The following is a 21355-nucleotide window of genomic DNA, read 5'->3' as shown; positions in this document are numbered from 1 at the left end:
CCCCCACGGACGCCGCCCTGGCCGCTGATCTGGCGCTGCCGATCGAGGAGCTGGAGCTCACCGTTCGGTCGTACAACTGCCTCAAGCGTGAGGGCGTCCACTCCGTGGGCGAGCTCCTGGCGCGCTCGGAGGCGGACCTTCTGGACATCCGTAACTTCGGTGCGAAGTCCATCGACGAGGTCAAGGCGAAGCTGGCGGGCCTGGGCCTGGGCCTGAAGGACAGCCCGCCCGGATTCGACCCGACCGCCGCCGCCTTCGGCGCGGACGACGACGCCGACGCGGGCTTCGTGGAGACCGAGCAGTACTGAAAGCCGCCCCGAGCCGCGCGCGAGTGATCGGCCGGCCAGGGCGTGGACGGCTGTCCTGTGCTGATGCATGACAGACGTCCACGCGGTCGGCATCAACCGTCGTTCACAGATCCGGTTCTGCCGGCCAAGTGGCCGCGGGGCGTGCGGCAAAGAGTGCCCGGCCCCTGGCGAGGTAGCCAGGGGCCGGGTTTTCTCGTCTCAACGGGGCAGACGCCCGAGGCGGGGAGGTCGTCGGCTGGCTCCATCCGCGGGACGGCCGTCATCTGGGCGGCCCTGCGGTCGCCGGCGGCAGTGAATCGGCGGTGCCGGTGGAACCTCAGTGCGGAGAGCGCGCCTGCGTCGCGGTGAGTTGCTTCGCGATGGTGGTGAGGCGTTCGGCCAAGGCGCCGGGGTCGGATCGGGTCATGGCGGTGAGTTCGATGGTGGCCGTCGTGTGACGGAGGCGTCGGAAACGGACGGCGGGGCGGGGTGCCGATGCCGCGGCGGGGACGACGGTGACGCCCAGGCCGCACTCGGCCATGGCGATCTGTGAGGTCACCGACCGTGCCCAGTGGGCGGGGACGGGACTGAAGCCCGCGGCTCGGCACATGGCCGCCATGGCGTCGTGGTAGTCGGGGGAGATGTGGCGGTGCAGCCAGACCCACGGGCTGCCCGCGAGGTCGGCCAGGTCCAGCGGACCGGTGGCGGTGGCGGCCGGATGGTCGACAGGCAGGACGGCGACGAAACGGTCGACGAACAGCGAGGTCGCCGTGGTGCCGCGGACCGGGGCGGTCTGGCGCACGATCGCCCAGTCGAGCGAACGATCGAGCAGCCCGGACGCGGCCTCGTGGGTGTCGATCTCCTGGGTGCGGATCTCGACGTCCGGCAGGGCCGCGTGGAAGCGCTCCAGCACGACGGGCAGGGGCCAGGAGAAGGCCGAGGCGACGGCGCCCAGGCTCAGCCGTCCGCCGCGTCCGGTGGCCGCTTGCCGGGCGGCGATCTCCGCCTCCTCGGCGTGCCGGATCAGTGTCCGGCAGTGGTCCAGGAACACGGATCCGGCGGGACTGAGGGCGACCGACCGCTGCGTGCGGTGCAGCAGCTCGCAGCCGATCTGCTGTTCAAGCTGCTTGATGGCCTGGGACAGCGGCGGCTGGGACATCTGCAGGCGCTGTGCCGCGCGACCGAAGTGGAGTTCCTCGGCGACCGCGACGAAATAGCGGGCCTGCCGGATCTCGACCATGATTCGTACAGCCTCTTACTGAGATTGGAAATCAGACCTTCCGAATATATCTGGAGGCTGTTGGAGTGGAGGCATGAGGCACTCATCTCTCCTGGACCGCTTCGCGGCCCTCGACTCCGCCGCGGTCAGCGACGCACTCGACCAACTCGGCCTTCCTTCCGGAGCCGGGGGCATCCGCCCGGTGTGGGGTCACGCGACCGTCGTGGGATTCGCCGTCACCGTCGGTCTCGAACCGCGCACCGAGGGCCCCGCGGGAGCCCATATCGCCACCACGGCCGTCGAGAACTCGGATCACCAGAGCGTCATCGTCGTCGACAACCAGGGCCGCACCGATGTGTCGTGCTGGGGCGGCATCCTGAGCCTGGGCGCGGCCCGGCGCGGGGTCCGCGGTGTGGTCGCCGACGGCGTGTGCCGCGATGTGTCGGAGGCCCGCGAGCTGGGCTTCCCGGTGTTCTCGCGCGGATCGATCCCGGCCACGGCGCGCGGCAGACTGCAGCAACGCTCGACCGGTGAGCCGGTCCGCGTCGCCGGACTCGTCGTCGAACAGGGAGACGTCGTCCTCGCCGACGAGACCGGGCTGGTAGCCGTCCCGCGTGCCCGGGCCGAAGAAGTGGCGTCGATCGCCACCGCGATCGTCGCCCGGGAGCGCGCCATCGCGGACGAGGTACGCGCCGGCACGCCCCTCTCGCAGGCCATGCACGACAGCCGCCTCGCCGGAGGGACGGAGCCGGTCCGATGAACACCCCCGCCGCCACCACGCCTCTCAGCACCGACCTGACCTCCGCCTCCGTCTCCGACGCTCTCGACTCGCTCGGGCTTCCCGGCTCGCTGCAAGGCATCGGCGCCCTGCGCCAGGGCCAGCGGACCGTCGGACCGGTCTTCACCGTCACGTACGAACCGGTGGACGAAACCGGCGGCACGGTGGGCGACTTCCTCGACGACGTCCCCGCCGGCGCGGTCATCCTGATCGACAACGCCGGCCGCACGGACTGCACGGTGTGGGGCGGCATCATGAGCCGGATCGCCCACACCCGTGGCATCGCGGGCACCGTCATCCACGGCACCTGCCGCGATATCGCCGTCGCCACGGACACCGGATACCCGATCTGGTCGGTGTCCCGCTTCATGCGCACCGGCAAGGACCGCGTCCGGGTGGCAGCCGTCCAGATCCCCGTCACCGTCGACGAGGTCGTCATCCACCCCGGCGACATCCTCGTCGCCGACGACGACGGCGCCGTGGCCGTACCGGCCGCCCGCTGGGAAGAGGTCGCGGACATCGCCCGCCGTATCGACCGCGTCGAGGACGCCGTCGTCGCCGCTGTCCGCGACGGCGCCACGCTCGCCGAAGCACGCGCCGCACGCGGCTACCACTCGCTCCAGACCCGGAAGGACCCCTCGTGAGCACGGACGACCAAGCTCGCGGACACTCCAGCGCGACCCTGTCGGAGGCGTCCGGACTCACCGTCGCGCTGTCCCCCGAGCTCCGCTCGCTGTGGGCCGGTGCCCGGCTCTGCGGCCCCGCGTTCACCGTGCAGGGGGCCGGCGGTGACAACCTCGCCCTGCACCACGCCGTACTGCAGGCCCCACCCGGATCCGTCCTGGTCGCCGACCTCGGCGGCGCACGCTTCGGCCACTGGGGCGAGATCCTCACGGTGGCAGCCCAACAGCGGGGGATCGTGGGCCTGCTGATCGACGGCGGTGTCCGTGACGCGGCGGAGACCGAGCGGCTCGGCTTCCCGGTCTTCTCGCGCAACAACGCGATCCTCGGCACGCGCAAGGACTTCCGCGGCGTGCTCGGACAGCCCGTCAAGGTCGGAGGCATCACGGTCCACACCGGTGATCTCGTGGTCGGGGACACCGACGGAGTCGTCGCGCTGCCCGCGTCCGGTACCGAGCGGATCCTCGGCCGCGCCGACGCGCGCGTGGCCCACGAGGACGACCTGATGAAGAAACTGCGGGACGGCCGCAGCACCCTCGACCTGTACAACAACTTCGAAGCCGCCCGGGCGGTGTCGAGCCGATGACGGACAACCCGATCTTCGCCGTGGCTGCCCGGGCCCGGACGCTCCGGGACCAGGGCGCGGACGTCATCACGCTCGCCGCCGGAGAGCCCCAGGCGGCCACCAGCGACGCGGTCGTCGAAGCTGCCGTCGCCGCTGTGCGTGACCCCGCCACCCACCACTACGGACCGGCGCAGGGCGACCCCGCCCTGCGCGCGCTCGTAGCCACCGTCATCGGCGATGACACCCGGCTCCCGTGGACCGCCGACGACGTCCAGATCGCCCTCGGCGCGAAGCACGCCCTCTTCCTGGCCATCCAGGCCCTGATCGACACCGGCGACGAGGTCCTGGTCGTCGCGCCCGGCTGGCCCGGGCACGCCGAGGTCGTCACCGCCGCCGGCGGCAACCCCGTGCCGGTCGGGGCCGACGGGGAGTTCCGCCTCTCGGCCGAGGCACTCGAGCGCTGCCGCACCCCACGGACCCGGGCGGTGATCCTCTCCAGCCCCGGCAACCCCACCGGCGCCGTCCATCCCGAGTCCCGGCTGCGGCAGATCGCCGACTGGGCGCAGGAGCACGGCATCTGGGTCATCAGCGACGACATCTACCGGGCCTTCGACTACACCGGGACCTACCGGTCGATCCTGCGCGTGGCTCCACAGCTGCGCGGCCGTACCGTCGTCGTGGGCGGGGTGTCCAAGGAACACGCCATGACCGGCTGGCGCGTCGGCTGGCTCGCGGCACCGCCGGAGATCGTCGCCGCGGCGCGGCTCCACGTGTCCCGCACGATCACCCACGTCCCGATGGTCAACCAGCGTGCCGCCCTCGCCGCTCTTGACGACACCGGCACTCCCGCCCGAGCCTCTCGCGACTACCGGCGCCGGCGCGCGCTGCTGGTGGAGGCGCTGAACGGGATCGACGGCATCGACTGCCCGCTGCCCGACGGCGGCATGTTCGCCTTCCCCGACATCGGCGAGCTCCTCCGGAACCGTGGCTGGACCAGCAGCGCCGACCTCGCCGCGTGGCTTCTCGACACCGCCCACCTCGCGGTCGTACCCGGCGAGGCGTTCAACGCGCCCGGACGGATCCGGCTGTGTTTCGCTGTCGACGACAGCACGCTGATCACCGCAATCGAACGACTGCGCACCGCTCTCAGCCCCACGCGGCACGAGCCGGCCGCACGACAACCGGAGGAGGCCCGATGAGCCCGGTGAGGAAACTCGAGCGCTTCACGCTGCCCCTCTCCGTCGGCGGTACCCGCGTCGAAGTGTCCGGCCTCCACCGCGGCGGCACCGGCACACCCCTGGTGTTCCTGCACGGCTTCGGCTCGACCAAGGAGGACTACGTCGACGTCGTCCAGCAGGAACGGCTCGGCGACCACCCCGTCCTCGCCTACGACGCGCCCGGCTGCGGCGCCAGCAGCTGCGCGGACCTCGGTGCCGTCTCCGTTCCCTTCCTCGTCGCCGTCGCCGAACAGGTCCTGCGGGCATGGCAGGTCGACCGGTTCCACGTCGTGGGGCACTCGATGGGCGGCCTGACCGCACTCCTGCTCGCCGACGGGGATCCCGGCAGGGTCGCGAGCTTCACCAACATCGAGGGCAACCTCGCCCCCGAGGACTGCTTCCTCAGCCGGCAGATCCTCACCCACTCCCACGACGATCCCGACGAGTTCCTGGCCCGGTTCGCCCTACGCGTCGCCGAGTCGCGCTTCTACGGCAGCGGCCTGTACGCGGCGAGCCTGCCTCACAAGATCCGGGCCGGAGCGGTAAGGGCGATCTTCGAGTCCATGGTCGGCCTCTCCGACCACGGCAAGCTGCTGGACCGGTTCCTCGGGCTTCCCGCACCGAAGACGTTCATGTACGGCGAGCAGAACAACACGCTCTCCTACCTCCCCGCCCTGAGCGAAGGAGGCGTCGAACTCGCCGAGATCGAGCACTGCGCCCACTTCCCGATGTACTCCAACCCGCCACTGATGTGGGCCCGCATCGCCGACCTGGTTTCGCGCGCCGACGCCGGTCGCTGAGGGTTCGGCCTGTCGATGTCCATGCCGCCTGGTTATCGAAGCAGGTATTGGACGACTGCGACGGACCGCCGGGATCGTTGATCACGGGACCGGGCAGCCCGGCACCGTGACGCCGACGGAGGGAAACAGGATGAAGACCGTTGTGATCGGAGCGACCGGCACCATCGGCCGAGCGGTCGCCGACACGTTGGAGACCGAGCATGAGGTGATACGGGCTTCGCGCAACGGCAGCACACGGGTCGACCTGGAAGTACCGGCCTCCATCGACGCGCTGTTCGCGACCCTAGGCACGGTGGATGCGGTGATCTGCTGCGCGGCCAGCGGTCAGCTGACGTCGCTCGCCTCCCCTTCCGACGACGAGTTCACTCTCGGTCTGCAAGGCAAGCTGATAGGGCAAGTGTTGCTGCTGCGCCGGGCTTTGAACCACGTACGGGACGGCGGCTCCGTCACTCTCACCAGCGGCGTGTTTCACGAGCCCACGCCAGGCGGCTCGTTCGGTGCTCTTGTCAACGCCGGACTGGAGGCGTTCGTCCAAGCCGCGGCCATCGAGATGCCCCGCGGGCTGAGAGTGAACGTCGTCAGCCCAGGGTGGGTGAAGGAGACACTCGAGAAGCTCGGTATGGACAACCGGGGAGGCACGCCGCTGCGCGACGTTGCGCACGCCTACGTCCAGGCGGTCACCGGAGACATGCAAGGTCAGACCTTGAGGCCACTGCCCCGCTGACAGCCGCCGAAGGGAAAAGCTGTCGACCGGCCGGACGTCGGTGCGGCAGTCTCCCGACCATGACCACGGCGTCCTTCATTCCCGGGCTGGAACTGTCGCGTCGCTTCTACTTCGAGGCGGTGCGGCCGTTGCTGGACGAAGCCGCTCCCGGGGTGGTGCACTCTGCTGCCCGCCTGGGCAGCGGCTCGGAAGTCCTCGGGTTCGACACCGCCCGCTCCGCCGACCACGAGTGGGGACCCCGCCTGCAGATCTTCCTCGACCCGCAGGAAGTCACACGCCATGGCCCGAGGATCACCGCACTGCTCAGCGAACGCCTGCCGAAGACTTTCCACGGCTGTCCGACACACTTCGCCTCCACCGGCGAGGCGGGCATCGGGGTCATGCGGACAACGGACGGCCCCGTCCACCACCGAGTCCAAGTGGCAGACCCTGGCGCCTGGTTCACCGACCACCTCGGCTTCGACCCGTGCCGGGACGTCACTGTCGCCGACTGGCTGGGCGCCCCCACCCAGCGCCTCGCCGAGGTCACGGCCGGTGCCGTCTTCCACGACGGACTGGGCCGACTCGCTCCGGCCCGCGCCGGCCTCGCCTGGTATCCCCACGATCTGTGGCTGTACCTCCTGGCCTGCCAGTGGCAGCGGATCTCCCACGAGGAAGCCTTCGTCGGCCGCTGTGGGGAGGTGGGAGACGAACTCGGGTCCGCTGTCGTCGCGGCCCGCCTGGTGCGCGATCTGATGCGGCTGTGCCTGCTGATGGAGCGCCGCTACCCGCCGTACAGCAAATGGCTCGGCAGCGCTTTTGCCCGCACGCCGCAGGCATCCGCCCTCACTCCGGTCCTGACCGCGGCACTCACCGCCGCCGACTGGCACACCCGCGAGCACCACCTGGCCCGCGCCTACGAGACGGTCGCGGCCGCGCACAACGATCTCGGCCTGACCGACCGGGTCGATCCCGCCACGCGGCGGTACCACAGCAGGCCGTTCCAGGTGCTGCACGCCGAACGCTTCTCCGGGGCGCTGACGGCCCGCATCACCGACCCGGAAGTCCGCTGCCTGCCCGTGATCGGGGCCGTCGACCAGTTCGTCGACAGCACCGACGTCCTGAGCCATCCGGCGTTGTCGCGTGCCGCCACGCACGCGGCCCTCGGCTCTCTTTCTGAGACCTGTGTCCCGAAGCGTTGAAGAACCACCGGGGTCGTCGCCCACGCCGTAGGCCGTAAGAGTTCCGTCAAAGCCGTGGGCACTGCCGTAAGGGAGCCGTCAACGGACGTCCGATCCGGCCAAAGGGGCGCTTTCCTCTAGCTGTCCCTTTCCAACGAACCTCACTCCAGGAGTTCGCGATGGCCGATCTGGCCTTCGTCTTCGTCACGATCGCGGGTTTCGCGCTGGTGGCTCTCGTCGCCAAGGGGGTGACGAAGCTGTGACCGCCGAGAACATCGTCGGCCTCGTCGTGGCCGTCGCCCTGCTGGGCTATCTCGTCCTCGCCCTGATCTTCCCGGAGAGGTTCTGAGACACCGATGGGTCCCGTACTGGCCGGCGTCCTGCAACTGCTCGCCCTCATAGGCGCGCTGGCGCTCGTCCACATCCCGCTCGGCAACCACATGGCCAAGGTCTACTCCTCCGACCGGCACTGGCGGGTCGAGAAATGGATCTACAAGGGCATCGGTGCCGACCCGAACACCGAGATGCGCTGGCCCGCCTATCTGCGCGGCGTGCTCGCCTTCTCGGCCGTGAGTGTCCTGTTCCTCTACCTGCTCCAGCGGCTCCAGGGCGTCCTGCCCGGTTCGCTGGGCTTCACCTCGATCGACCCGGACCAGGCGTTCAACACGGCGGTCTCGTTCGTCACGAACACCAACTGGCAGTCGTACTACGGCGAGCAGGCCATGGGCCATGTCGTGCAGACCGCCGGTCTGGCCGTGCAGAACTTCGTCTCCGCGGCCGTCGGCATCGCCGTCGCGGTGGCCCTCGTACGCGGCTTCGCCCGCTCGCGCACCGGTGAGCTCGGCAACTTCTGGTCCGACCTGGTCCGCGGTGTCGTCCGCATCCTGGTGCCGTTCTCCGCCCTCGCCGCGATCGTGCTCGTCGCCTGCGGGGCCATCCAGAACTTCTCCGGCATCCACGAGGTCGGTCAGTTCATCGGCGGCTCGCAGCAGTGGAACGGCGGCGCGGTCGCCTCGCAGGAGGCCATCAAGGAGATCGGCACCAACGGCGGCGGCTACTTCAACGCCAACAGTGCCCACCCCTTCGAGAACCCCACCCCGTTCACGAACCTCTTCGAGATCTTCCTGATCCTCGCCATCCCGTTCGCGCTGACCCGCACCTTCGGCCTCATGGTCGGCTCGGTCAAGCAGGGCTACGCGATCCTCGCCACCATGGCCACCATCTGGATCGGCTTCACCGCCCTGATGATGTGGACCGAGTTCGCCCACCACGGTCCGGCGTTCGACATCGCCGGCGGGGCGTACGAGGGCAAGGAGGTCCGCTTCGGCGTCGGCGGCTCGTCGATCTTCGCCACGGCGACCACGCTCACCTCGACCGGTGCGGTGGACTCCTTCCACTCCTCCTTCACCGGGCTGGGCGGCGGGATCACGATGCTCGGCATGATGCTGGGCGAGATCGCGCCCGGCGGTACCGGTTCCGGTCTGTACGGCATGCTGATCATGGCGGTCATCGCGGTGTTCATCGCCGGACTGATGGTCGGCCGTACGCCCGAGTACCTGGGCAAGAAGATCGGCACTCGCGAGATCAAGCTGGCGGCCTGCTACATCCTCATCACCCCGGCGCTGGTGCTGGTCTTCACCGCCGCCGCGATGGCGCTGCCCACCCCGGGCAACTCGATGACCAACAGCGGGGCGCACGGGTTCTCCGAGATCCTGTACGCCTACACGTCCGCATCGAACAACAACGGCTCGGCCTTCGCCGGTCTGAACGCGGACACGCAGTGGTTCAACAGCACGCTCGGCCTGTGCATGCTGTTCGGCCGCTTCCTGCCGATGGTGTTCGTGCTCGCGCTGGCCGGCTCGCTCGCCGAGCAGAAGCCGGTGCCGGCCACCGCGGGCACCCTGCGCACCGAGAAGCCGCTGTTCACCGGTCTGCTGGTGGGCGCGGTCCTGATCATCACCGGTCTGACCTACTTCCCGGCCCTCGCGCTGGGTCCGCTGGCCGAAGGGCTGGCGTCATGACCACCGACGTAACGAATCAAGAGGACTCCATGTCCACAGCCACCCCGACCCGGGCGCCGCACAGCGACGTACCCACCGGGAACAAGGCCGCCGAAGGACGTGTCGGCGCGGGTCTCTTCGACCCCAAGCAGCTGGTGAAGTCGCTGCCCGACGCGTTCCGCAAGCTCGATCCGCGGGTGATGGCGAAGTCCCCGGTGATGTTCGTGGTCCTCGTCGGCTCGGTGCTGACGACGCTCTTCTCCTTCGAGGACCCGGGCGACTGGTTCGGCTGGGCGATCAGCGCCTGGCTGTGGCTCACGGTCCTCTTCGCGAATCTCGCGGAGGCGGTCGCCGAGGGCCGGGGCAAGGCGCAGGCGGACACCCTGCGCCGGGCCAAGACCGACACCGTCGCACGTCGGCTCCGCGGCTCGGTGGAAGAGCAGGTCCCCGGCACCGAGCTTCGGGTGGGCGATCTGGTCGTCTGCGAGGCCGGCGACATCATCCCCGGCGACGGTGACGTCGTCGAGGGTGTCGCGTCGGTCGACGAGTCGGCCATCACCGGTGAGTCGGCTCCGGTCATCCGTGAGTCGGGCGGCGACCGGAGCGCCGTGACCGGCGGGACGAAGGTCCTCTCCGACCGCATCGTCATCAAGATCACGACGAAGCCGGGCGAGACCTTCATCGACCGCATGATCAACCTCGTCGAGGGCGCCGCGCGCCAGAAGACACCGAACGAGATAGCGCTCAACATCCTGCTCGCGTCCTTGACGATCGTCTTCCTGCTGGCGGTGGCCACCCTGCCGCCGTTCGCTGACTACGCGGGCACCCACCTGACCATGGTCGTCCTGGTGGCCCTCCTGGTCTGTCTGATCCCGACCACCATCGGCGCCCTGCTCTCCGCGATCGGCATCGCCGGCATGGACCGGCTGGTGCAGCGCAACGTGCTCGCCATGTCCGGGCGGGCAGTTGAGGCCGCGGGTGACGTCTCCACCCTGCTGCTCGACAAGACCGGCACCATCACCCTGGGCAACCGCCAGGCGTCCGAGTTCGTGCCGGTCACCGGCACCACCGAGGCCGAGGTCGCCGACGCCGCCCAGCTCTCCTCGCTGGCCGACGAGACGCCCGAGGGCCGCTCCATCGTCGTACTGGCGAAGGGGAAGTACGGACTGCGCGAGCGCCACCAGGGCGAACTGGCCGGTGCCGAGTGGATCGCCTTCACCGCCCAGACCCGCATGTCGGGTGTGGACGTGGACGGCAAGAAGATCCGCAAGGGTGCGGCCGGGTCGGTCATCACCTGGGTCAAGGAGCAGGGCGGCACGGTCTCCGACGACGCCGACACCCTCTCCAAGCGCATCTCCGAGGCCGGCGGCACCCCGCTGCTCGTGGCCGTAGAAGACACGGAAGGTGCCCGGGTGTTGGGCGTCATCCATCTCAAGGACGTCGTCAAGGAGGGCATGCGGGAGCGGTTCGACGAACTGCGCCGCATGGGCATCAAGACCGTCATGATCACGGGCGACAACCCGCTGACCGCCAAGGCGATCGCCGAGGAGGCGGGTGTCGACGACTTCCTCGCGGAGGCCACCCCCGAGGACAAGATGGCGCTCATCAAGCGGGAGCAGGCCGGCGGCAAGCTCGTCGCGATGACCGGTGACGGGACCAACGACGCGCCCGCGCTGGCCCAGGCGGACGTCGGCGTGGCCATGAACACCGGTACGTCGGCCGCCAAGGAGGCCGGCAACATGGTCGACCTCGACTCCAACCCGACCAAGCTGATCGAGATCGTCGAGATCGGCAAGCAACTCCTCATCACCCGGGGCGCGTTGACGACGTTCTCCATCGCCAACGACGTAGCGAAGTACTTCGCGATCATCCCGGCGCTGTTCGCGGCGGTCTACCCGGGCCTGGACAAGCTCAACATCATGGGCCTGTCCTCGCCGGACTCCGCGATCCTGTCCGCCGTCATCTTCAACGCGATCATCATCATCGCGCTGGTGCCGCTCGCCCTGCGAGGTGTGCAGTACCGCCCGGTGAGCGCGGACAAGATGCTGCGCCGCAACCTCACGATCTACGGCCTCGGCGGACTGATCGCCCCCTTCATCGGCATCAAGCTCATCGACCTGCTCATCTCCCTCATCCCCGGGCTGTAGTCATTTGAAAGCGTGTTGATCGACAATGAACACCTCACTATCGAACACCGCCCGGCTGCTGGGGGCGGGGCTGCGGGCCCTGCTCGTCCTGACCCTGGTGACGGGTGTCATCTACCCGCTGGTGGTCACGGGCGCGGCCCAGGCGCTCTTCAACGACAAGGCGAACGGCTCGGAGGTCGAGGCGGACGGCAAGGTCGTCGGCTCCTCCCTGATCGGGCAGTCGTACAACCTGCCGCTGAAGACGGGCGAGCGGAGCGCGTCGCCCGACCTGAAGTGGTTCCAGGGGCGTCCGCAGAACGGCCTTGGGACGAACAGCGTGAACACGCAGTACTCGCTGATCCTGTCCGGTGCCACCAACCGCTCCGGTGACAACGCCGACCTGATCGCATGGGTCGAGGCCGCCAAGGCCGCCGTCATCAAGGACAACTCGACCCCGGACCACAAGGTGACCGCCTCCGAGGTGCCCGCCGACGCGGTGACGTCCTCCGGCTCCGGCCTGGACCCGGACATCTCCCCGGCCTACGCCGACCTCCAGGTCCACCGGATCGCCGAGAAGAACGGCCTGACCGTCGCCCAGGTGCAGAAGCTGGTCGACGACCACACCGAGGGACGCACGCTCGGCTTCATCGGCGAACCCCGGGTGAACGTCCTCGGACTCAACATCGCGCTCAAGGACCTCGTCGCGAACCACTGACGGCCTTGCGCGCCCCAGAGGGGAGTCGGCGGCCTGAACCGCCCCGGACCGCCGACTCCCACCATCGCGACCATGCCCGTCGATGTGGTGCGGTGGGCGGACCAGATCGAGCTGGTCGAGATGTCGCCGCAGGCGTGCTGCGTCGCCGTACAGCGCAGCGGAAGCCCCGCGCGAGCCGGCGCTGCCTGACCGGCGTTCCGGAGGGGCGCACCCTGATCCGGCGCGCCGCGCGGCTCGCTGCCAAACTGACGTGCGATCCATGCCCCGCAGGCCATAGCGTCTCGGGATGAGCAGCTTCAACACGCACCGCAGACGGGTCTACGACGAGGGCTTGCCCGCGCGTGCCCGCCACGCGAATCTGCGGTCCTGCCTCGTCTGCTTCGCGCCCTACGGCTTCCGAGCCACCTATCACCACCTCTGCCTCAGCGCGGGCATCCCGAGGGACCCGGAAAAGGACCCCGGCTCGCTCCTACGCGCTGTCGAGGAACTGCAGGATGCCCGGCAGCTGTGGCTCGCTGACGAACGCGCCTATGGCATTCGTCGTCGTGCGGAGAAGGCGCGCGGCTCTCGGCAGATGGCGGCGGATGGGGCCTGGCGAGGCTGGCAGCGCGGATGGGGGCGCATCGCCTACTGCCCCGAGCCGACGATCCATCCCGACGAGCCGTTGCCCGTGGTCGTCGAGCGGGTGCTGCGTTCGTCGGTCCCGCCCGACCGAGCTCCTGCGCTGATCTGCCGTGTCTGCGGAAACCGGGACAACACCCGCGCCTGGCACGACGGCTACCAGTCGATCCATCAACTCTGCGGACAATGCGGTGTCAGCCTCGCGGTGGAGCGGGCCGACGCACCCGACCCGCTGCTGGCGGCCGCTCACTCCCGGCAGTGGAAGGACATCTGGAGGCTGCGCAACGAATTTCCCCGCAATTCCGCCTGAGGTGTGTGAACGGAGAGTGCGGCTCAGGGATTCCTGGGCCGGCGGGCGGCCTGGCCGATGGGCTCAGGAGGCAGCGGCGCGTACGGCCGTCGTTGCCAGGGTGGTGTAGTTCATCGTGAAGCCTCCACCGAGAGAGTCGATGGCGTCCCCGACCGCGATGAGTACCTCGGCCAGTTGACCGGGAGGGAGCTGGGTGAGGCCGCCGGTGGTGGGGAGCAGGTCCAGCCATTGGTCGCGTGTGTAGGACTGCTCCCAGTCGAATCGCCACTGTTCGGGATCGTTGAACTGTCCGGTCTCGCGGATCTTGTCGGCGAACCTCGCGTACGCCGCCTCGTAGAGGTCGAGCGGACGTCGGGCCAGTCGGCCGTTGAACGGGGAGTCGGGCGCCGCGCGTCGATACGCGGCAGCGAACGGCTCGGCCACCTCGGCCGGCGGCTCGTACACGTGTCCGAAGATCGCCAGTCGTCCCCCAGGACGCAGTACATGTGCTGCCTTCATGGGTCCGGCGACCGGATCCACCCAGTGCCACGACTGAGCGGCGATCACCGCGTCGAACGTCCGGCCGGCCGACTGCCAGCCTTCGAAGGCCCCCACCTCGACGCGCAGGCCGCGGGCCCGCGCGAAGTCGGCCATCCGCGCATCGGGTTCGACGCCGAGCACGGTGCAGCCGGCCGCCTGGAACTGGCGGGCCGCGATGCCGGTGCCGCACCCGACGTCGAGTACGTCAGGGCCGGGGATCGAGGTGATGATCCGCGTCACCAGTGCGTCGGGGTAGCCGGGCCGGGCTTGGTCGTAGCGTTGCGCGTCCGCGCCGAACGACTCGGCCATGCGCCGGGCCTGATGCGGCTGTGCCGAGGAGGGTTCCGGTCGCTCTCGCGGTAATGTGGGCATGTGCCCACCTTAGTGGGCGCATGCCCACTCGGCAACGGATGTCGGCGGGGTGACGCACGAGAGGATCGACGAGTGCCAACTGGGGTGCACCTTCGCGACGCACGGCAGCAACTGTTCGACGCTGCCGAACGCGTGCTCCTGCGAGACGGGCCGAGCGGGCTGACCAGCCGGGCCGTCACCGACGAGGCGGGCTGCGCCAAGGGCGTCCTGCACCGGCACTTCACCGACTTCGACGCCTTCCTCGCCGACCTCGTGCTCGACCGGGCCGCGCAGCTGGAGACGCAGGCGGGTGCGCTGCGCGAGTCCGCCGGTACCGGCACGGTGGCCGACAACCTGACCAGCGCGCTGACCACCTTGTTCGGACCGATTCCGGTGGCGATCATCCCGCTCATCACCTTCCGGGACGAGCTACGGGTACGACTGCGGCAAGCCAGGCCGGGCGGCGGCATCGCGATCCTCGCCGAGGGCACGTCCGCGATCTCCGCCTACCTGGCCGACGAGCGTGAACTGGGCCGTATCGCGGCCGACGCCGACATCGACTCACTCACCCTCTCCCTGGTCGGGGGCGGGCATCTCCTGTTCGCGGACCGCGACCCCGGCCCGCCGGCACCGGCAGCCGTAAACAAGCTCGTGACAGCGGTCATCGCCCATGCCGTGCAACGACGACCCGCCTAGGAACGCCCTGAGAACCGGCAAACGCACCTTCACCACCCGCGGTCGGCCACCCCCGCATCGAGGACCGGCACCTCATGCCACAGTCTCGCAGGCGAACCCGTCCGGGTCGGTGAAGGGCCCGGCATCGCTGCCGATGGCGATCCGATGCGATCCAGTGCCCTCCGGCGACACGCCGGCGACCTTGGCCAGGCCGCGATGTCCGTACAGGGACAGCTTGACGGGGCTCGACGAGGAGTCGAACTCGACGTACTTGCTGCCGAAGCTCTTCGCCACCGTGAGACCGCGGTCGACATAGAACCGCTTGCTCGCCGCCATGTCCGCGACGCCCAGGAGCAGAACGATCTCGTCGATCTGCCGGCTGTCCGGGCCGGAGTCCTTCTTCGAGGAGCTTGCGATCTGCCAGATGGTTCCGTCCGGGGCCTGTACGACGCCGCCGTAGCCCCACAACGACTTCTTGGCGGGCTTGAGCGTGGTGGCACCGGCGTCGAGTGCGGTGCCGACGAGGCCGTCGACGATCGACGGCTGGGACACGACGAGCGAGAGCGTGAACCCACGGAAGCCGGAGGTCGGTGCCTCCGAGGCCCGCAGCCGCACCTGCTTGCCCAGGCCGAAGGCGTCCGCGTAGAAGTGCTCGGCGGCCGTCACGTCGGCCACTTCCAGGGTGATGCAGTCGATTGAGGTCATGCCTTCACGCTAGGGAACCTCGGCGGTCGTCGCTTCTCGAATCCTGACCGGTGTTGTCGGCCGGTGAGTGGTTGACCGTGCCCGGCATCTTCCGCGCGGAAGATGCCGGACCGTCTCCCTGGCCGACCCGAGGTACTCGAATGCACAAAGCGACCACTACCGCGCTCACGTGCGGGCGGCCGGCCTCACCTCACGGGAGTCTGGGCGTACGGCACCAGGCGGACGGGGCCGGAGAGGCCGTATGCCTGGCGGGTGGCCGTGCCGAAGACGGCGGGCTGGCTGACGCGGAGGCGGTTGATGAGGGGCGTTGCGACCTCCACCTCGATCACGTTGGTGCCGGGGCGCAGGTGTCCGCCGAGGTCGATGACCGGGTGGAGCCGGTCTGCGGGTGCCAGGCGTGTGCCGTTGACCGTGACCCGGAAGGTGTCGCTGACGGTGCCGAGTTCGAGGTGGGCGCCGTGGGCCGAGGTCCAGTCGGCGGGCAGGGAGACGGTGGTGCGGTAACGGCCTATGCCCGCGGAGTCGGCGAGTTCGGGGATCTGCGACCAGGGCAGCAGGGCGTCCAGGGTGAGGCTGCGCCGGACGATGTCGGTTTCGGTCGCCTCGGTGCCGGGGCGCCAGTCCTGAACGTCGAGCCGCCAGCGGTCCAGTGTCATCGGGCCCGGTACCGCGGGCAGTGTGGTGGTGACCGTACGGCCGTGGGAGAGCCGGGTGGTGTACGTCCCGCCGTTTGTGGCGCGGAGGGTCAGGCCGCGGTCGGCGAACAGGACACGGTCGGCGGTGCTGTCCACGGCGTGCTGCCGGTTGCCGTTGCGGTCCCCGAACAGGCCGGGTCCGCCCAGGGCGATGACGGTGGCCTGACCGGGTTCCAGGGTGACGCGCACGGTGATGGTGTCGCCGTCCTCGGTGTACCGGCCGATGCGGGTCGCCTCTCCCGTCCATGGGTTGAGCAGGTAGGGGATGGTCGTGCCGCCCCGGGTGCGGCGCAGGGTGACGTCGTGGTCGATCGCCGCGACAGGCGGCTTGACCGTCTCGGCGTGCTTGCCGTTGCAGAGGTAGTACAGGTCGGTGTCGCCGATGACGCGGTGGGCGTTGAGGAGTGTGGAGGAGGCGGCATAGCGGGCGTCGGGGGCGATGCCGAGGGCGGCGAGGGCGTCGCCGACCGCGCTCTTGTCGGTGACGGCCTTGACGTGAGGCAGGGTGAGGAGGCTCGCGAGGACCCCGCGCAGTTGCTCCGTCTCGTCCTGACCGGGAACGCCGGGGGGCAGTGCCTGGTCGAACGCGCCGAGCAGGACCATGGGCAGACCGGCCCGGGCCAGGCTCAGCAGCTTCCGGGCGTCGGCGAGGGCGAGGGTCGGAGTGGAACCGTAGAAGAAGTCGCCCTCGACGAACAGCGCCTTGTACGCGGGGCCTTCGGGCGCCAGACGGCCGTCCGACACACGGGCAGCGGGCAGGTCGAGCAGGGGACCGCTGAGGAACTGGTGGGTCCAGCCGAGCGGGACGCCCGTCGCGGTGAACCAGGAGGCGCCGATGCCGGTGGCGGTGTAGCCGGTCTGGCGGAAGACGGCGACGTCGGCTCGCGCCGTACCCGCCTGGAGAACCTGGTGCACGCGCCCGAGGTATCCGGCGATGTCCTCGGCGTGCCGCCAGGTGGGCTGTCTGGGACCCCACGACTCGCCGTAGCCGGGCGCGCCGTTGTAGGGGCTGAAGGCGGCGAAGCCGGGCCAGCTCACTCCGGGGGCGGTCGCGTACGAGAAACCGTGCACCACCGTCTGGTTGACGCCGGCGGCGTACGCACCGCCCATGGTGCGCAGGAACCGGTCCCAGGTCGTGCTGTACGCCGAGCCGTTGTAGGCGCCCGACTCGCAGGACAGCACGGTGTGCCCGGCCATGTCCCGGCCACCCGCCAGGCAGCGGTAGTCGTCGAGGTTCTTGAAGCCGAGGGATTCTCCCTCCGCGATGTCGAGGAGCGCGGCGGAGGCGATGGCGTCGGTCTGCAGACCATAGGGCTGAGCTCGCAGCTCCATGCCGAGGGAGTGGGCCCAGTCCCTCAGGGCGGTGACGTGGTGCGTGTTGAACAGATGGGAGACCGTCTCCCAGAAGTCGTGCCGGATCTGCCGGGTGATCTGCGCCTCGAAGGCGAAGACCTGGTTGCTCTTGTCCAGGACGAGTGCCGGCAGGTACGGCAGCAGCGAGCGGCCGCAGTGCTTTTCGAAGGCGTCGGGCAGTGCCGAGGTCCACACGAGGGAGTCGGTCTCCAGCTCGATGGAGTCCTCGAAGAAGGCGCCGCCCGCGGCCTTGAGGAGTCGGCGCATCGTGCCGGTCAGGACGGAGCGCTCCCAGAAGTCGGTGACGGCCGCGGTGCCGGTCGGGCTGAAGTGGTCGACGACGTAGGCGGCCGGAGCGGAGTGCGGGCCTGACTCGGGTTGCTGGGCGGTGCCGCGCTGCCAGTAGGAGATCAGCACCCAGTCGCCCCCGGCGGGAGCGGTCCAGCTCAGTGCGCCGTCCTCGACGGTGGCGGTGAGGTCCTGGACGCTGGCGAGATCGAGACCGGTCTCCTTACGGGTGGCGTTGGCAGGCTCGACACGGGCCGCCTGGACGGCGAGCAGGGTGCGCCGAGTGACCGCGTCGGCGGCCACACGTACGGGCTCGGGCACCGGGCCCTGGTAGGTGGTGCCGCCGGTCACGGAGACGCGTCCGTGGGCGAGTTCCTGGGCGGCCGACTCGTCGTCAGGGGTGACGCCGGGTACGGCGGCAGGCCAGCTGGGACCGAGCGTGAGGTCGACGGTCAGGCCGCGGCGGGCGGCCTGACGCAGGGCTGCCTCGACGCCCTCACGCCAGGAAGCGCTGCCCCAGCCGTGGTGTGCGGTGTCGAGGACGGACTTGTCCTTGATGCTGTGGTGTACGGCGGAGACCTCAGCGCCGCCGAAGCCGGCGTCGGCGATCTGGTCGATCTCACGGGCGATCTCCACCGGGTCGACGAGTCCGTCCGGCCACCACCAGCGGAACTTGGGGCGCACCGAGCGCGGGGGCGTGGCGAACCATCCGCCCGACAGGGGGTGATGGCCGGTCAGCGGAACGGCGCCGGCGTTCATGGCGCCCGTAGCGGTGAGCGCCGTGGCAGCGCCTGTGGCGAGGGAGGCGGCGAGGACCGCGCGCCGGGAAATCCCGCCGTGCTGCGGGATGGGCTTCTGCATGGTGCGCCCCCAGGAGGTGAAACGTTTCAATTGGCTGCAAACGCCGGAACGTTAAGCCTGGATTCCCCGGCAGGTCAAGATCGGCGTACGGAATCCCTTCCCTGCGCCACCCGGTGGTCGTGGGGGTTCAAGACCCTCACCGTGGAGGCGAGAATTGCCCAGGATTCGCATCTGGAACGGTCTGAAATCCCGTAAATGGTGTGGCACTCGGTGCAGCGCTCGGCCGTGCTGGGGTCGTCCCGGCAGGCGATCCGAGTGGATCGAGTCACGGTCCGCTGCCCGAGTCGCGGCGTAGTGCTGCCGAGTGGTTCGCAGGTTTGCTCAGTCCGACTGCCGGCGTCGGTCGAGTACCTCGAAGTGGGCTGACCGCTCGTCGAAGTCGGAGAGCACGGCCTGGGCGGCTGCCGGCACGTGTGCCTGTTCGTAGTCCTCGCCCATGAACGCCTGCACCGAGGCCAGGTTGTCGAACCACATCAGGGTCACGAACTCGACGTCGCTCTCGCGCTCGCGCCGCATCAGATCGATCGACCGGAAACCCGGAATGCGACGGGCTTCGATCCCGGGGATGACCTGCCCCCGGACGATGCGCTCGTACGCATCGGCGTTCGCCTTTGTGGTCCAGCCGCGCCACACACGACAGATCATGGGCGGAGTCTAGGCGCAGTGCCCCACAGGACCGTTGACGGGCTCAGTGCTGGATCAGGCCGCCGACCGGGACAGGAGCGACGTGGCCGCTTGACGGAAGGGTCCGGGCCAGGGTGAGGCCGATGTCGACCGGCGACGACCGGCGCATGGCAGCCACATCGGCGGACGGAGTCCAGACCGACTCGGCGATTTCGCCGTTCGGTTCAGGGCGCAGTCGGCCGCCAGTGATACGGACCCGGTAGAAGATGCCGACATTCTGGTGCTCGACTCCCGCACGTGCGGAGGCCGCGGGGGATCACCTGTGAGTCCACTCCCAGCAGGCGATCCACCACCGCGACGTATCCAGTCTCCTCGGCGACCTCCCGGATCACCGCATCGAACGGATCCTCCCCGTGTTCGCCCTTGCCGCCCGGAAGCGTCCGGTTGCTCTCGCCCTCGCGCGGCACGTGACGGGCGAGCAGCACCCGCCCGTCCTGGATACACACGGCACAGGTACTTCTCCGGACCCGGCTAGGCAGGAACGGCGAGTTCACATCACGCGACGGCGGTCCCCTCGAGCTCGACCAGCTGACCCGGGATCGCCAGTCGCGCCACCCCGAGCATCGTGGTGGTCGGCGCCACCCCGGCGGCACCCAACCGTGCCGCCAGCACGCCGTAGTGCGGGAAGAGCAGATCGACGTCGGTCGTGTAGACGTTGAGCCGGACGAGGTTCGCGAGAGACATGCCGGCCTCGCCGAGCACGGCCTCCACGTTGTCGATGCTCAGCGCCAACTGCGCCGCCATGTCACCGTCATGCTGGGGCTTGCCGTCGCCGCTCATCGCGGTCTGCCCCGAGATGTACAAGGTCCGTGTGTGCCCGGAGACGACCTCGCCCTGGTTGAACCCCATCTCCACCGACCACGTCACCGGGTTGACCGCCGTTCGCTCCACTGCCACTTCAGCTCCATTCGATTCATCAGGAGTGCGTCCGTCTCGTCCGCCTGTCGGCTCGGTAGCCGTCAGCCCTGACGTCGCGTCAACGAGCCTCGCAACAAATCACGACACCCTCAGTCACGTATTCGGTTAGCGTTCTCGCATGCGTGCCGACCGCTTGGTCTCACTGGTTCTCCTGCTGCGCCAGCGCGGTCGGCTGACAGCGGACACTCTGGCTCGCGAGCTGGAGGTATCCACCCGCACGGTGCTGCGCGACATCGAGGCGCTGTCCGCGGCCGGTGTCCCGGTCTACGCCGAACGAGGTCGGCACGGCGGGTTCGCACTGCTGCCCGGTTTCCGGACCGAGCTCACCGGACTGAACCACGACGAGGCTCTTGCCCTGCTGACCGCGGGATCAGGCCGTGGCGAGCAGGTGTTCGGCCTCGGCTCGGCGCTCGCTTCGGCTATGCGGAAGGTCGTCGACGCGCTGCCCGAAAGCCACCGGACCACCGCGAGTGACGCGGCGCAGCGATTTCTTGTCGAACCGGAGACCGACCTGCTCTCACGCCGGCCGGCCACTGATGCGGTACCCGGCGCCACAATGATCGAGGTCCGCCGCGCGGTGCTGGCCGGGCACAAGCTGCGTATCCACTACGCGGCCTCAGGCCAGACCGCACAGTGGCGCACGGTGGACCCGATCGGGATGGTCACCGTACGCGAGCGTGGCTACTTGCTGGCCACGAGATCCGGCGAGGACCGCACCTATCGGCTGTCGCGGGTACTGGCGGCCGAGGAACTTCCCGAAACAGCACAGCGGCCAGACCGCGTTGATCTGGACCGGATCTGGCGGGAGCGCTCCGCGCAGTTCCTCTCCGGCGGTGACCACATCGCCGTGCGGCTACGGGTGGACCCGGCGCGGCGGGAGGACCTGCTGGACACCGCGCTGGCCGTCCGGGCTGAAGAGCCCGACGCGGACGGCTGGCTGCGGCTGGAGGTGACCTTCCAGGACGCAGAGCATGCCGAATGGGCGTTGTGGCAGCTCAGCACGGACGCGGAAGCCCTGGCCCCGCAGTCGTTGCGCACCTCCTTGCATAACCGCGCCGCCGCGATCACCGCTCGCTACGGAAACTCATCGTGAGAGGACGGTA

General features: G+C 69.6%; 21 protein-coding genes and 1 pseudogene. 15 read left to right on the top strand and 7 right to left on the bottom strand.

Features of this window, described 5'->3' with window-relative positions; translation table 11 throughout:
• The coding region (locus tag ACWD3I_RS24875; RefSeq protein ID WP_361556108.1) for a DNA-directed RNA polymerase subunit alpha C-terminal domain-containing protein at nt 1-308 on the top strand (308 nt) is incomplete at its 5' end.
• 316 nt (nt 309-624) lie between these two features.
• On the opposite strand, the gene ACWD3I_RS24870 is transcribed toward ACWD3I_RS24875, so the two are convergent.
• Nucleotides 625-1527, bottom strand: coding sequence for a LysR family transcriptional regulator (locus ACWD3I_RS24870; protein ID WP_365413197.1), 903 nt, complete (start codon nt 1525-1527; stop codon nt 625-627).
• A gap of 73 nt (nt 1528-1600) precedes the next feature.
• Between ACWD3I_RS24870 and ACWD3I_RS24865 the strand changes: the two genes are divergently transcribed.
• The 12 genes from ACWD3I_RS24865 to ACWD3I_RS24810 all read left to right on the top strand — a co-directional run bounded on the left by ACWD3I_RS24865 (nt 1601) and on the right by ACWD3I_RS24810 (nt 13203).
• On the top strand, nt 1601-2266 hold the full coding sequence (locus ACWD3I_RS24865; RefSeq protein ID WP_365413195.1) for an RraA family protein: 666 nt from the start codon (nt 1601-1603) through the stop codon (nt 2264-2266).
• On the top strand, nt 2263-2928 hold the full coding sequence (locus tag ACWD3I_RS24860) for an RraA family protein (protein ID WP_365413193.1): 666 nt from the start codon (nt 2263-2265) through the stop codon (nt 2926-2928). The genes ACWD3I_RS24865 and ACWD3I_RS24860 overlap by 4 nt, the downstream gene beginning before the upstream one ends.
• A complete protein-coding gene (locus tag ACWD3I_RS24855; protein WP_365413190.1) occupies nt 2925-3551 on the top strand; it encodes an RraA family protein in 627 nt (208 codons plus the stop codon). The genes ACWD3I_RS24860 and ACWD3I_RS24855 overlap by 4 nt, the downstream gene beginning before the upstream one ends.
• Nucleotides 3548-4729, top strand: a complete 1182-nt coding sequence (locus ACWD3I_RS24850; RefSeq protein ID WP_365413188.1) for an aminotransferase class I/II-fold pyridoxal phosphate-dependent enzyme — start codon at nt 3548-3550, stop codon at nt 4727-4729. Before ACWD3I_RS24855 ends, ACWD3I_RS24850 begins: the two co-directional genes overlap by 4 nt.
• Complete coding sequence (locus ACWD3I_RS24845; protein ID WP_365413186.1) at nt 4726-5547, top strand: alpha/beta fold hydrolase; 822 nt, start codon at nt 4726-4728, stop codon at nt 5545-5547. The genes ACWD3I_RS24850 and ACWD3I_RS24845 overlap by 4 nt, the downstream gene beginning before the upstream one ends.
• Nucleotides 5548-5677: 130 nt before the next feature.
• Nucleotides 5678-6271, top strand: a complete 594-nt coding sequence (locus ACWD3I_RS24840) for a short chain dehydrogenase (RefSeq protein ID WP_365413184.1) — start codon at nt 5678-5680, stop codon at nt 6269-6271.
• A 59-nt stretch (nt 6272-6330) separates the two neighbouring features.
• A complete protein-coding gene (locus tag ACWD3I_RS24835) occupies nt 6331-7452 on the top strand; it encodes a DUF4037 domain-containing protein (RefSeq protein ID WP_365413182.1) in 1122 nt (373 codons plus the stop codon).
• A gap of 238 nt (nt 7453-7690) precedes the next feature.
• Entirely contained in the window at nt 7691-7780 is a 90-nt protein-coding gene (gene kdpF, locus ACWD3I_RS24830) for a K(+)-transporting ATPase subunit F (protein WP_016434100.1), read from the top strand.
• A gap of 7 nt (nt 7781-7787) precedes the next feature.
• Nucleotides 7788-9452 carry a potassium-transporting ATPase subunit KdpA gene (gene kdpA / locus ACWD3I_RS24825; RefSeq protein WP_365413180.1) on the top strand — a complete coding sequence of 555 codons (1665 nt, stop codon included), beginning with the start codon at nt 7788-7790 and terminating at the stop codon, nt 9450-9452.
• Nucleotides 9449-11578, top strand: coding sequence for a potassium-transporting ATPase subunit KdpB (gene kdpB, locus ACWD3I_RS24820; RefSeq protein ID WP_451084181.1), 2130 nt, complete (start codon nt 9449-9451; stop codon nt 11576-11578). Before kdpA ends, kdpB begins: the two co-directional genes overlap by 4 nt.
• 25 nt (nt 11579-11603) lie before the next feature.
• On the top strand, nt 11604-12272 hold the full coding sequence (locus tag ACWD3I_RS24815; protein ID WP_365413020.1) for a potassium-transporting ATPase subunit C: 669 nt from the start codon (nt 11604-11606) through the stop codon (nt 12270-12272).
• Nucleotides 12273-12558: 286 nt separating this feature from the next.
• Nucleotides 12559-13203: a hypothetical protein gene (locus ACWD3I_RS24810; RefSeq protein WP_365413022.1), complete on the top strand. Its 645-nt coding sequence runs from the start codon at nt 12559-12561 to the stop codon at nt 13201-13203.
• A gap of 63 nt (nt 13204-13266) precedes the next feature.
• Here the strand turns inward: ACWD3I_RS24810 and ACWD3I_RS24805 are convergent, their stop codons facing one another.
• Complete coding sequence (locus tag ACWD3I_RS24805; protein ID WP_365413024.1) at nt 13267-14094, bottom strand: class I SAM-dependent methyltransferase; 828 nt, start codon at nt 14092-14094, stop codon at nt 13267-13269.
• A gap of 72 nt (nt 14095-14166) precedes the next feature.
• Here ACWD3I_RS24805 and ACWD3I_RS24800 point away from each other — a divergent pair, with 72 nt between their 5' ends.
• Nucleotides 14167-14769: a TetR/AcrR family transcriptional regulator gene (locus ACWD3I_RS24800; protein WP_365413026.1), complete on the top strand. Its 603-nt coding sequence runs from the start codon at nt 14167-14169 to the stop codon at nt 14767-14769.
• A 72-nt stretch (nt 14770-14841) separates the two neighbouring features.
• Here the strand turns inward: ACWD3I_RS24800 and ACWD3I_RS24795 are convergent, their stop codons facing one another.
• From ACWD3I_RS24795 to ACWD3I_RS24775, 5 genes and pseudogenes are all read right to left on the bottom strand, one after another.
• Entirely contained in the window at nt 14842-15453 is a 612-nt protein-coding gene (locus tag ACWD3I_RS24795) for a VOC family protein (protein WP_365413028.1), read from the bottom strand.
• A 185-nt stretch (nt 15454-15638) separates the two neighbouring features.
• On the bottom strand, nt 15639-18650 hold the full coding sequence (locus tag ACWD3I_RS24790; protein ID WP_365413030.1) for a glycosyl hydrolase: 3012 nt from the start codon (nt 18648-18650) through the stop codon (nt 15639-15641).
• A gap of 321 nt (nt 18651-18971) precedes the next feature.
• Nucleotides 18972-19295 (bottom strand): antibiotic biosynthesis monooxygenase, encoded by a 324-nt coding sequence (locus ACWD3I_RS24785; RefSeq protein WP_365413032.1) that lies wholly within the window; start codon nt 19293-19295, stop codon nt 18972-18974.
• A gap of 43 nt (nt 19296-19338) precedes the next feature.
• Nucleotides 19339-19813, bottom strand: a pseudogene (locus ACWD3I_RS24780) (NUDIX hydrolase).
• A gap of 16 nt (nt 19814-19829) precedes the next feature.
• The gene (locus ACWD3I_RS24775) at nt 19830-20225 is read right to left on the bottom strand and encodes a RidA family protein (RefSeq protein WP_365413040.1); all 396 of its coding nucleotides are present in this window, start codon (nt 20223-20225) and stop codon (nt 19830-19832) included.
• Between the two features lie 145 nt (nt 20226-20370).
• Between ACWD3I_RS24775 and ACWD3I_RS24770 the strand changes: the two genes are divergently transcribed.
• Nucleotides 20371-21345, top strand: coding sequence for a helix-turn-helix transcriptional regulator (locus tag ACWD3I_RS24770; protein ID WP_365413034.1), 975 nt, complete (start codon nt 20371-20373; stop codon nt 21343-21345).
• Nucleotides 21346-21355: the final 10 nt, after the last annotated feature.

The sequence above is a fragment of the Streptomyces sp. NPDC002817 genome, assembly GCF_053592055.1.
This window is presented reverse-complemented; position numbering and strand designations above follow the sequence as displayed.

What these genes read in the sequence shown, in the direction of transcription:
- ACWD3I_RS24870 (WP_365413197.1), bottom strand. Translation starts at nt 1,527, where the DNA reads ATGGTCGAGATCCGGCAGGCCCGCTATTTCGTCGCGGTCGCCGAGGAA.
- ACWD3I_RS24795 (WP_365413028.1), bottom strand. Translation starts at nt 15,453, where the DNA reads ATGACCTCAATCGACTGCATCACCCTGGAAGTGGCCGACGTGACGGCC.
- kdpA (WP_365413180.1), top strand. Translation starts at nt 7,788, where the DNA reads ATGGGTCCCGTACTGGCCGGCGTCCTGCAACTGCTCGCCCTCATAGGC.
- ACWD3I_RS24845 (WP_365413186.1), top strand. Translation starts at nt 4,726, where the DNA reads ATGAGCCCGGTGAGGAAACTCGAGCGCTTCACGCTGCCCCTCTCCGTC.
- ACWD3I_RS24850 (WP_365413188.1), top strand. Translation starts at nt 3,548, where the DNA reads ATGACGGACAACCCGATCTTCGCCGTGGCTGCCCGGGCCCGGACGCTC.
- ACWD3I_RS24810 (WP_365413022.1), top strand. Translation starts at nt 12,559, where the DNA reads ATGAGCAGCTTCAACACGCACCGCAGACGGGTCTACGACGAGGGCTTG.
- ACWD3I_RS24815 (WP_365413020.1), top strand. Translation starts at nt 11,604, where the DNA reads ATGAACACCTCACTATCGAACACCGCCCGGCTGCTGGGGGCGGGGCTG.
- ACWD3I_RS24865 (WP_365413195.1), top strand. Translation starts at nt 1,601, where the DNA reads ATGAGGCACTCATCTCTCCTGGACCGCTTCGCGGCCCTCGACTCCGCC.
- kdpB (WP_451084181.1), top strand. Translation starts at nt 9,449, where the DNA reads ATGACCACCGACGTAACGAATCAAGAGGACTCCATGTCCACAGCCACC.
- ACWD3I_RS24860 (WP_365413193.1), top strand. Translation starts at nt 2,263, where the DNA reads ATGAACACCCCCGCCGCCACCACGCCTCTCAGCACCGACCTGACCTCC.
- ACWD3I_RS24805 (WP_365413024.1), bottom strand. Translation starts at nt 14,094, where the DNA reads ATGCCCACATTACCGCGAGAGCGACCGGAACCCTCCTCGGCACAGCCG.
- ACWD3I_RS24770 (WP_365413034.1), top strand. Translation starts at nt 20,371, where the DNA reads ATGCGTGCCGACCGCTTGGTCTCACTGGTTCTCCTGCTGCGCCAGCGC.
- ACWD3I_RS24840 (WP_365413184.1), top strand. Translation starts at nt 5,678, where the DNA reads ATGAAGACCGTTGTGATCGGAGCGACCGGCACCATCGGCCGAGCGGTC.
- ACWD3I_RS24790 (WP_365413030.1), bottom strand. Translation starts at nt 18,650, where the DNA reads ATGCAGAAGCCCATCCCGCAGCACGGCGGGATTTCCCGGCGCGCGGTC.
- ACWD3I_RS24835 (WP_365413182.1), top strand. Translation starts at nt 6,331, where the DNA reads ATGACCACGGCGTCCTTCATTCCCGGGCTGGAACTGTCGCGTCGCTTC.
- ACWD3I_RS24785 (WP_365413032.1), bottom strand. Translation starts at nt 19,295, where the DNA reads ATGATCTGTCGTGTGTGGCGCGGCTGGACCACAAAGGCGAACGCCGAT.